10 protein-coding genes and 1 pseudogene are annotated in these 10,349 nt (G+C 69.9%); 3 read left to right on the forward strand and 8 right to left on the reverse strand.

Annotation, left to right across the window (positions count from 1 at the left end):
• Positions 1-800 (forward strand): acyltransferase (locus tag CSW58_RS01575; RefSeq protein ID WP_099446040.1); only part of this gene is annotated, 800 nt, incomplete at its 5' end.
• Here CSW58_RS01575 and CSW58_RS01580 read toward each other — a convergent pair.
• The 3 genes from CSW58_RS01580 to CSW58_RS01585 all read right to left on the reverse strand — a co-directional run bounded on the left by CSW58_RS01580 (position 751) and on the right by CSW58_RS01585 (position 2,054).
• Positions 751-1,458 carry an HAD family hydrolase gene (locus CSW58_RS01580; protein ID WP_201721548.1) on the reverse strand — a complete coding sequence of 236 codons (708 nt, stop codon included), beginning with the start codon at positions 1,456-1,458 and terminating at the stop codon, positions 751-753. The genes CSW58_RS01575 and CSW58_RS01580 overlap by 50 nt on opposite strands.
• Positions 1,459-1,517: 59 nt before the next feature.
• Positions 1,518-1,664, reverse strand: coding sequence for a hypothetical protein (locus CSW58_RS13935; protein ID WP_161494539.1), 147 nt, complete (start codon positions 1,662-1,664; stop codon positions 1,518-1,520).
• Between the two features lie 102 nt (positions 1,665-1,766).
• Positions 1,767-2,054 (reverse strand): DUF1272 domain-containing protein, encoded by a 288-nt coding sequence (locus CSW58_RS01585; RefSeq protein ID WP_099446042.1) that lies wholly within the window; start codon positions 2,052-2,054, stop codon positions 1,767-1,769.
• A gap of 299 nt (positions 2,055-2,353) precedes the next feature.
• Here CSW58_RS01585 and carA point away from each other — a divergent pair, with 299 nt between their 5' ends.
• Entirely contained in the window at positions 2,354-3,538 is a 1,185-nt protein-coding gene (gene carA, locus CSW58_RS01590) for a glutamine-hydrolyzing carbamoyl-phosphate synthase small subunit (RefSeq protein ID WP_099446043.1), read from the forward strand.
• Positions 3,539-3,570: 32 nt separating this feature from the next.
• Here the strand turns inward: carA and CSW58_RS01595 are convergent, their stop codons facing one another.
• The 4 genes from CSW58_RS01595 to CSW58_RS15980 all read right to left on the reverse strand — a co-directional run bounded on the left by CSW58_RS01595 (position 3,571) and on the right by CSW58_RS15980 (position 8,576).
• A complete protein-coding gene (locus CSW58_RS01595; protein WP_099446044.1) occupies positions 3,571-5,187 on the reverse strand; it encodes a carboxylesterase/lipase family protein in 1,617 nt (538 codons plus the stop codon).
• 123 nt (positions 5,188-5,310) lie between these two features.
• Entirely contained in the window at positions 5,311-5,442 is a 132-nt protein-coding gene (locus CSW58_RS15570; protein WP_255406517.1) for a hypothetical protein, read from the reverse strand.
• Positions 5,443-5,478: 36 nt separating this feature from the next.
• A complete protein-coding gene (locus tag CSW58_RS15975; RefSeq protein WP_369825052.1) occupies positions 5,479-6,864 on the reverse strand; it encodes an L-glutamate gamma-semialdehyde dehydrogenase in 1,386 nt (461 codons plus the stop codon).
• A complete protein-coding gene (locus CSW58_RS15980; RefSeq protein ID WP_369825053.1) occupies positions 6,756-8,576 on the reverse strand; it encodes a proline dehydrogenase family protein in 1,821 nt (606 codons plus the stop codon). The genes CSW58_RS15975 and CSW58_RS15980 overlap by 109 nt, the downstream gene beginning before the upstream one ends.
• Positions 8,577-9,029: 453 nt before the next feature.
• On the opposite strand from CSW58_RS15980, the gene CSW58_RS01610 reads away from it, so the two are divergent.
• Positions 9,030-9,497, forward strand: a complete 468-nt coding sequence (locus CSW58_RS01610) for an Lrp/AsnC ligand binding domain-containing protein (RefSeq protein WP_099446045.1) — start codon at positions 9,030-9,032, stop codon at positions 9,495-9,497.
• Between the two features lie 119 nt (positions 9,498-9,616).
• Here CSW58_RS01610 and CSW58_RS01615 read toward each other — a convergent pair.
• A pseudogene (locus CSW58_RS01615) lies at positions 9,617-10,349 on the reverse strand (efflux transporter outer membrane subunit); the annotation flags it as partial.

The following is a 10,349-nucleotide window of genomic DNA, read 5'->3' on the forward strand; positions in this document are numbered from 1 at the left end:
TGGTGTTCATCGCCGTGGCGGTCGCGGGCATGGCCGGCTGGATCCAGGACCGCGATCCCCGGCGCTATGACGCCGCCTGCATCGTGCCCAATATCCTGTTCATCCACGCCTGGGGTGTGTGCCAATCCCAGACCTGGAACTTCGTCAGCTGGGCGATCAGCGCCGAGATGGGCATGTATGTCGCCCTGCCGCTGCTGTTCTGGATCACCGCCCGCGGGCGCATCGTCACCGCCCTGGTGGTGATCGCCAGCCTGGTGATCCTGCTGCAGTCGCCGCATGGCGATCGGCCCTTCCACCAGTGGACCTGGGACATGGGCGTGCTGCGCGCCGTGCCGGGCTTCCTGGTCGGCATGCTGGGCTTCCAGCTGCGCCCGATCCTGGCCCGGCTGCCGTTCCCGCATCTGTGGATGTGGGGTCTGCTGGCGGTGTTCCTGATCGCCTCGCCGCTGAAGCTGGACCGCGACTGGCTGCTCTTGATCATCTATGGCGTCGGCCTGGCCGGGATCGCCGCCGACGCCGCCGGTCCGGTCGGGCCGACCATCCGCTGGATGGCGCCCTGGGCCCAGCTGAGCTTCAGCCTCTATCTGCTGCATCCCCTGGCCCTGAAGATGGGCCTGGCCTGGGTGGGGCTGGGAATGTGGAACCTGAACGGCGACCTGATGCGCCTGTGGGTGCTGTTCTGGGTGCTGGCCCTGATCCCGATCAGCTATCTGTCGCTGGTGTTCTTCGAGCGCCCGGCCCGCGACTGGATCAGCCGGCTGGGGACGAAAGCCCGTCCAGCCAAGCCGGAAGCTCGCTGATCGAGCCCAGCTCGCGGTAGCGGGCGTGGTCGGCCGGGGCGGCGGCGGCTTCGTGAGCCCAGACCAGGGGATAGGGGATCAGCGCCGCCCAGGCCCCGGCCTGCAGGGCGGGGATGACATCGGACTTCACCGAATTGCCGGCCATGGCCGCGTGTTCGGCCCCCGTGCCGTGGCGGGCGAAGACCCGGCGATAGGTGTCGGCGTCCTTTTCCGAGACGATCTCGACGGCGGCGAACAGGTCGCCCAGCCCGGAGGCCGCCAGCTTCTGTTCCTGATGGAGCAGGTCGCCCTTGGTGATCAGCACCAGGCGATAGCGTTCCGACAGGGTGGTCAGGGCCAGGTCGACCCCGGCCAGGGGCTCGACGGGATGGCTGAGCATTTCGCGGCCGGCGGCCAGGATCTCGCGGATCACCGAGGTCGCCACCGCCCCGTCGGTCAGGTCCATGGCCGTCTCGATCATCGACAGGGTGAAGCCCTTGGTCCCGTAGCCATAGAGCCGCAGGTTGCGCTTCTCGGTCTCCGCCAGCCGCGCCTCGATCGCCTCGCCGTCGCCATAGGGCGCCAGCAGGTCGACGAACCGCGCATGGGTCAGCCGGAAGATGGTCTCGTTGTGCCAGAGGGTGTCATCGGCGTCGACGCCGACAGTGGTGATGGTCATGGGACGCTCCAGGCGGGCCAGCGTGATACGCCGTGGCCCTGTCTGGCGCCAAGGCCTGACTAGAGGCTGCGGGCCATGAAGACCACGGCGCTGATCGCCAGGGTGCTCAGCAGCATGCCGCGCAAGGCGCGCTCGCCGAGCCCGGCCAGGTCGATCCGGGCGGAGAGGATCGGGGCGGACAGGCGGGCGAAGGTGGCGGCGGTCATGGTCAGGCTCCTCGAACTCACAGCAGCTAACGAGCCGAACGTGAAAAGAGATCCCGGGCCTGGCGCCGATTCACCGCAAAAAGGCCGGGTGTGGCCGCTTTGCTACGGCGCCGCCCAACGCGCGGCCGGCGGGCTGGCGGGCGGCGGTCCGGCGCAGGCCGCATGGGCCTTGAGCACGCGTCGCAGCGAGGCCGGAAAGCGGTGCAGCTTGCTCTGCGGCCTGATCGGCCGGGCCACCAGCTCACCCCCGCAATTGGGGCATAGGCCGGAGAATCGGGTCTCGGCGCAGTCGGCGCAGAAGGTGCATTCGAAGGTGCAGATCCGGGCCTGGTCGCTGTCGGGCGGCAGGTCGCGATCGCAGCACTCGCAGTTGGGGCGCATCTCGAGCATGGGGCGTTTCCGGGAGGGGAGCCAGAACCCCTGTATCCTAAGGGTTGGCGACCCTTTCGGGCGAGGGTTGAAATCGCGCGATCACGCGAATGTGGCGCTGAGGGGATTCAAGGTTGACCCCCCTCGTCGGGGCTCCTAAACACCCCGCCGTTTGCGCGGGCGGCGGGCGAGAGCCCGACCGCCGTAACGCACGAAAAGTCCGGGCCCGGCCCTGGCCGGGCGGGGTTACACTCGACCCGCCTTTTTGCGACAATGTCCGGCTCCTTCTGGGGCCATGCGTTCTGGAGGCGCTTTCCGAGATGTCCCAAGACCTTCTCCCCCGCGTTTCCTTGCTTGAGGGCGTCACCGGTGTCCTGGCCCTGGCCGACGGCACGATCCTGCAGGGCGTCGGCTGCGGCGCGGTCGGCGAGGCGGTCGGCGAGGTGTGCTTCAACACCGCCATGACCGGCTATCAGGAGATCCTGACCGACCCTTCCTACATGGCCCAGATCGTCGCCTTCACCTTCCCCCACGTCGGCAATGTCGGCGCCAATCTCGAGGACCTCGAGCAGATGTCGGGCGGGGCCGAGACGGCGGCGCGCGGCGCCCTGTTCCGCGAGATCCCAACCGCCGCCGCCAACTGGCGCGCCGACACCGATTTCGACGGCTGGATGAAGCGTCGCGGCATGGTCGGCCTGGCCGGGATCGACACCCGGGCCCTGACCCGCAAGATCCGCGAGACCGGCATGCCGCACGGGGTTATCGCCCATAGCCCCGACGGCGTCTTCGACCTCGACGCCCTGGTCGCCAGGGCGCGCGCCTGGTCGGGCCTCGAAGGCCTGGACCTGGCAAAGGACGCCTCGACCACCCAGACCTTCACCTGGGACGAGGGCCTGTGGTCCTGGCCGGAAGGCTACGCCAAGCTGGACAAGCCCAAATACGAGGTCGTGGTCCTCGACTACGGCGTCAAGCGCAACATCCTGCGCGCCCTGGCCCATGTCGGCGCCCGCGCCACGGTGGTGCCGGCCAACACCTCGGCCGAGGACATCCTGGCCCGCAAGCCCGACGGCGTGCTGCTGTCCAACGGCCCGGGCGACCCGGCCGCGACCGGCGTCTATGCGGTGCCGGAGATCCAGAAGCTGGTCGCCAGCGGCGTGCCGATGTTCGGCATCTGCCTGGGCCACCAGATGCTGGCCCTCGCGCTCGGCGCCCAGACGGTGAAGATGGAACAGGGCCACCACGGCGCCAACCATCCGGTCAAGGACCTGACCACAGGCAAGGTCGAGATCGTGTCGATGAACCACGGCTTCACGGTCGACAGCGCCACCCTGCCGGCCCCGGTCACCGAGACCCACGTCTCGCTGTTCGACGGCACCAATGCCGGCATCGCCCTGACCGGCAAGCCGGTGTTCTCGGTGCAGCACCACCCTGAGGCCTCGCCGGGCCCGACCGACAGCCTCTACCTGTTCGAGCGCTTCGCGGGTTTGATGGACGCGGCGAAATAGGGCTCAAGATCCTCCCCCTAGCGGGGGAGGATTTATGTCCCGAACTGCGTGAACGGGACCTTGTTGAACAGCTCGCGCTCGGCCCCGCGCGGGTCATCGACTAACGCCGAGGGCGTGTTGAACACCAGCGTCTGGCGGCGGGGCAGGGTGTAGGGCTCCCAGGCCGGGATCGCCGCGCAGTTGGGATTGCCGGTGCGGGCGAAGGCGATGAAGGCGTCGCTCATCTGATTGGACATCGCCACGCTGTCGGGACCGGTTCCGACGATAGACCCCCGGGCGTCCAGGGTGCCGAACACCAGGCCGATGTCCAGCGTATGGGGCGCGCCCCAGATTCCGCCGTCCTTGGGCGACCTCCAGTCCAGCTGGTAGACATAGGCCGGCGCGCCGGCCTTGGCCCTCTCCTCCGCCTGCAGAATGGCGGCCTTCCACGAGCGGCCGGCGGTCGAGGCGGCGAAATAGACATCCGCGGGCGAATAGGCCGGATAGATCCGGCGATATTCGTCCACCACCGTGGCGGGGTCGATGTCGATGCGGGCGTTGAACTGGCCGGGCAGCTTGGCCACCACCTGCTCCCAGCTCATGTCGAACACCTTGGGATCCCAGCCGACGAAGCCGCGGGTCTCGTCATGGGTGTTGCCGACCATCATCGGCACGTCCAGGCTCTGGGCGGCGGCGTCGGGGAAGAACGGGTGGCGGGTCAGGGACCGCTCGTCCAGCACCGGGCCCATATAGACCCCGCCGGCTCCGGCGACCGGATCGACGGCCTTCAGCCCCGCCAGCATCTGGTCGGCGGGCAGGGCGCGCAATTGCGCCAAATCGCGGACCCCCAGCTTGTCGAGGAACAGCTGGGCCCGCCTGGTGGCGTTGAACGGGCCGCCCACCGTGACCTGCTGGCCGCTCATGGTGGCGGCGCGATGGAACAGGCCCTTGGCGCTGGGCATGGCCATCAGGGTGGCGATCTTGGCCCCGCCGCCCGATTGTCCAAACAGCATGACCTTGCCCGGATCGCCGCCGAAGGCCGCGATATTGTCGCGCACCCACTGCAGGGCCAGGACCAGGTCCATCTGGCCGACATTGCCGCTGTCGGCGACGGCGGGGTCGTTGAACAGGCGCGGCAGGTAAAGATAGCCGAAGGCGTTGAGCCGGTGATTGACCGTCACCACCACCACGTCGCCGCGCTTGGCCAGCCGGGTCCCGTCGTACCAGGGGCTGGAGCCCGAGCCGGTATTGTAAGCGCCGCCATGGATATAGACCATCACCGGCCGCTTGCCGCCGTCGGCCAGGCCGGTCTTGACCGGCTTGGCCGGGGTCCAGACATTGAGGAACAGGCAGTCCTCGGAGAAGGTCTCGCCCTCTTCGCCCTTGCCGGTCTGGGGTGAGGCCGCGCCATAGGCCAGGGCGTCCTGGACGCCCGACCAGGGCTCAGGCGCCATGGGCGGCATGAAGCGGCGCTCGCCGCCGGTGTCGGCCCCGTAGCGCAGGCCCTTGAAGACCGAGACGCCGTCGGCGCTGGCGCCGCGCACCTGGCCGGCCGTGGTCTGGACCACAGGCGCGGTCGCCGCCAGGGCGAGGCGCGGGGTCAGCAGGGCGGCGGCCGCGCCGGCCCCGATCAGCAGGCCGCGGCGGTCGAGGGTTGAGGGACGATCCATGGCTTCCTCCGGCGCTTCTGACGAGCTTCGCTCAACGGTTACCACGACCGATGACACCGGTGGACAGAGAAATGCCGTCTCTCGGAAGGAGCGGGCGATCGCCTAGAGGCCGCTGACCGCTTCTTAAGCTCGGGCCACACCGACCTTGATCAGCGACAAGGCGTCGTCGGACAGCGACAGGCCGAGCTGCGCCGCCACGGCTTTCAACCGAGCGGCCTGTTCCGCGTCCAGATGAATGTCGAAACCGTCGGCCATGGACGAAGAGGCTCGCCCCTGGCCGACGGCCTCAAGCTACAGATTCAACAGCGCCGGGTCGCCGCCCTGGGCGGTGATGTTGATGCTGACGGCCCGCTCGACGGCGTAGCGCAGCAGGGCGTGGGGGCCGCCGGCCTTGGGGCCGGTGCCCGACAGGCCCTCGCCGCCGAACGGCTGCACCCCGACCACCGCGCCGGTCATGGCGCGGTTGACATAGGCGTTGCCGGCCGGGACCAGGCGCTGAACGTCGGCCGCGAAGCTTTCGATCCGCGAGTGGACGCCCAGGGTCAGGCCGTAGCGGCGGGCCGCCAGGGCCGTGGCGACGGCGTCCAGATCCTCGGGCGCGTAGCGGACCACGTGCAGGATCGGGCCGAACACCTCGCGCTCGAGGAAGTCGGCGGCGGGGATCTCGGCCAGGACCGGGGCGAAGAAGGTGCCGCCGCGCGGGGTCTCCAGGCTGTGCAGCACCTTGGCCTCGTGCCTGAGGCGGATCAGGTGCTGGTCGAGGGCGGCCTTGGCCTCGGCGTCGATCACCGGGCCGACATCGGTCGCGGCCAGGGCCGGGTCGCCGATCACCAGGGCGTCCATCGCCCCCTTCAGGCCGTCGATGATGTGGTCGGCGGTGTCGTGGGGCAGGAACAGCAGGCGCAGGGCCGAGCAGCGCTGGCCAGCGCTGCCGAAGGCCGAGGCGATGACGTCGTCGATCACCTGTTCGCGCTGGGCGGTGGTGTCGACGAACATGCCGTTCAGCCCGCCGGTCTCGGCGATGAACGGCACGATCGGGCCCTGACGCTGGGCCAGGGTCTGGTTGATGCGCCAGGCGGTTTCGGTGCCGCCGGTGAAGGCCACGCCGTCGAGCTGCTCATGGGCGGTCAGGGCCGCGCCGACCGTCTCGCCGCGTCCCGGCAGCAGGGCCAGCAGGCGCGGGTCCAGGCCGGCGGCGTGGAACAGCTTCACGGCCTCATGGGCGATCAGCGGGGCCTGTTCGGCCGGCTTGGCCAGCACGGCGTTGCCGGCGGCCAGGGCGGCGGCGATTTGGCCGGTGAAGATGGCCAGGGGGAAGTTCCACGGGCTGATACAGACAAACACCCCGCGACCGGCTAGGCGCAGGCTGTTGGTCTCGCCGACCGGGCCGTGCAGCAGCTGGCCGGCCAGGCCGAACTGATCTTCGGCCAGGACCGCGTAGTAGCGGCAGAAGTCGACGGCCTCGCGCACCTCGGCCACGCGTCGGCCAGGGTCTTGCCGGCTTCGCGGCCGAGGAATGGCGACCAGACGTTCGAGGCTGGCCTCCAGGCTTCGGCCATGGCGCGCAGCTACCGTGGCGCGGGCCGGACCGCCGGGCCTGGTCCGCAGGCGGGCTGGGCGGCGCGGGCCAGCTTTGAAGGCCTGGTCGATCTGGGCCAGCAGGGCCTCGGAGACCACGCCACCACCCGGTCGCGGGCGGCGGGCTTGACCACGGCAGGGGCGGCGACCCGGCCGTCAGCTTGCCGCCGATCAGCGGTCCCGAGGACAGGGTCTGGCCGTCCAGCCGGGTCAGGCTCTGGACCAGGCGCTCGCGCTGGGCCTGGAATCGACAGGTCGACCCCGGCGCTGTTGACCACCCGGCGCGGGCCATAGAGCTGGATCGGGGTCGGGATCTTGGCGTGGCGATCGGGATGGGCCTCGACGGCGTCGATCGGATCGACCACCACCTTCTCCACCGGCACCCGCTCGTCGAGCAGGGTGTGGACGAACGATGTGTTGGCGCCGTTCTCGAGCAGGCGGCGGACCAGATAGGGCAGCAGGTCCTCGTGACCGCCGACCGGGGCGTAGGCCCGCAGGACGATGCCGTCATAGAGGTCGTCGGCGGCCTTGTAGAGCGCCTCGCCCATGCCGTGCAGGCGCTGGTGCTCGATGCGCACGCTGGCGTTCTTGGCCATCCGCACCACGGCCGCCAGGGTGTGGGCGTTGTGGGTGGCGAACTGGGCGTAGAGGTGCGGCGCGGCGGCGATCAGGGCCTTGGCGCAGACCAGATAGGACAGGTCGGTGGCGGGCTTGGTCGTATAGACCGGATAGTCCGGGCGGCCGGCCACCTGGGCGCGCTTAATCTCGCTGTCCCAATAGGCGCCCTTGACCAGCCGGACCATCAGGCGGCGGCCGGTGTCCTGCGACAGGGCCGTCAGGCGGGCGATCACCTCGGGGCAGCGCTTCTGATAGGCCTGAACGGCCAGGCCCAGGCCGGTCCAGTCGCCCAGTCCCGGCTCGCGGCACAGGCGGTCGAGCAGCTTCAGCGACAGGGCCAGGCGGTCGGCTTCCTCGGCGTCGATGGTGAAGTTGATGTTGTGGCGGGCGGCGATCAGGGCCAGGCGCAGGATGCGCGGATAGAGCTCGTCCCAGACCCGGGCTTCCTGCGTCGCCTCATAGCGCGGGCACAGGGCCGACAGCTTGACCGACACACCGTGGCCGGCCTCGGGCCCGGCCTTGTTCGACAGCTTGCCGACGGTCTGGATGGCCTCGGCATAGGACTTCTCGTAGCGGGCGGCGTCGGCGGCGGTGCGGGCGCCTTCGCCCAGCATGTCGAAGCTGCAGATGTCGCCGTCATTGGCGGCGCGCTTGATGGCCGCCTCGATGGTGCGGCCCAGCACGAACTGCTCGCCCATGATGCGGATGGCCTGGCCGACGGCGGCGCGGATCACCGGTTCGCCCAGCCGGCCGGCGATCTTCTTGATGAAGCCGGGCAGGTTGGTCTGGGCCTCCTCGTCGGGCTCGACGATCTTGCCGGTCAGCATCAGGCCCCAGGTCGAGGCGTTGACGAACAGGCTGTCGCTGCCGCCCAGGTGGCTGGCCCAGTCGGCCGAGCCGATCTTTTCGGCGATCAGCTTGTCGCGGGTGTCGTCGTCGGGGGTGCGCAGCAGGGCCTCGGCCAGGCACATCAGGGCCAGGCCCTCGCGGGTGTCCAGGCTGAATTCCTGCAGGAAGCTCTCGACCACGCCCTGTTTGCGGACGCTGCGGCGGGCCCCGCGGACCAGGGCCTCGGCCTCGGCCCGCACGGCGGCGCGGTCCTCGCGCGACAGGGCCTCGGCGGCCAGCAGGTCGGCGATCACGGCGGCTTCGTCGCGATATTTGGCGGTGTCGAGGCTGTCCCAGTCGGTCATGCGCGGTCCACGGGCTGGCCGTCCCGTCGGGGACTGGCGTAAAACTTTGGGATCATCGGTATATGGCCGTCTGAAGCGAATGTGCTTCGTTTATGGAATCATTTAGCCGTACGATCTTCATCAAAATGGGGTTGATTGGCCTATTCACTCCGCGCGGAAGCTGTTCCAGTTCGACCGAACTGGGGGCGCGGCAGCATGACTCTGGCGGGGAGCCGTTGGAAGGGGCGCAATCGGGGGGGAGACGCGCCCCTTCCGCTCTCAGCGACGCCGGGGGGAGCGGCGTCGCGGGAGCCCCCTAACGGAGAGGGGGCTGTCTTGGGGCGGCTCCGGGCGCCGTCGGGGGGGGAGGCGGTGCGAAGCCGGTTGGGACGATCGAGGGTATAGCGTCACCTTGGCTGAATGTGCTTTGCTTGTGAGCGCTATCTTCCGAATAATCTTCGAGGAAAATTGCCCGTGGCCAGTTCTGCTCTTGATGACACCGATCGCCGGCTTCTGCGGGTCCTGCAGGCCGACGGCCGCATCACCAACGCCGAGTTGGCCAAGCAGTGCCACCTGTCGCCGGCCGCCACCTTCGACCGGGTGCGGCGCCTGCGCGAGCGCGGCTACATCCTGGGCTATGTCGCCCTGCTCGACCCGGCCAAGATCGACCGCGCCCTGCTGATCTTCGTCGAGGTGGTGCTGGACCGTACGACCGGCGAGGTGTTCGAGGACTTCGCCAAGGCCGTGCGCCGCGCCCCCGAGATCCTGGAATGCCACATGGTGGCCGGCGGCTTCGACTATCTGATCAAGGCCCGGGTGCGCGACATGGAGGCCTATCGCGGCTTCCTCGGCGACATCCTGGTCAAGATGCCCGGCGTCCGCGAGACCCGCACCTATGCTGTGCTGGAAGAGGTCAAGAACACGGTGCAGCTGCCGGTGTAGGGAGCGGCCCGATATCCGACAGGGGTGGAAGGGGCGCGCCCCGGGATGGGGGGAAGGGCGCGCCCCTTCCGGTCGCGGCGCCTCTGGGGGGGGGGGCGGCGCCGCGAAGGGGGAAGGCGTCAGGTCGCGGGGGAAGCCCCGCCGCCGAGCGCCTTGTAGAGGGTGACCAGATTGCCGGCCCGGGCCAGGCGCGCGCCGATCAGGCCCTGCTGGGCTCCGTACAGTGTGCGCTGGGCGTCGAGCAGGGTCAGGCCGCTGTCCAGACCGGCGTCGTTGCGGGCCTTGGACAGGCGGACGCTGTCGCTGGCCGAGGCGACCAGTCGCTGCTGGGCGCCGAGGCGATCGTCGATGGTGGCCTGCACGGCCAGGGCGTCGGCGGCCTCGCGGAAGGCGACCTGAACGGCCTTTTCGTATTGGGCCACGGCGATTCCCTGGCTGGCCCTGGCGCCGTCCAGCCCGGCGCGATTGGCCCCGCCCGAGAAGATCGGCAGGCTGATCTGGGGCGCGAAGCTCCAGGCCGAACCGCCGCCCGAGAACAGGTCGCCCAGGTCGCCGCTAGCCGTTCCGGCCGATCCGGTCAGGCTGATGCGCGGGAAGAAGGCCGCCCGGGCCGCGCCGATATTGGCGCTGGCGGCGGCCAGCTGGTGCTCGGCGGCCAGAACGTCGGGCCGGCGGGTCAGGACCTCGGAGGGCAGGCCGCGGGCAGGTCCCGCAGGATCTGGGCGGTGACCAGGCCGCCGGCCGGCAGCAGGTCGGCGGGGATCTCGGCCCCGACCACCAGCCGCAGGGCGTTGCGGTCCTGGGCCACCTGGGCCACGAAGGTCGCCACGTCGGCGCGCGCCTGTTCCGTGA

The organism is Caulobacter sp. B11 (assembly GCF_002737765.1).
Lineage (GTDB): Bacteria > Pseudomonadota > Alphaproteobacteria > Caulobacterales > Caulobacteraceae > Caulobacter.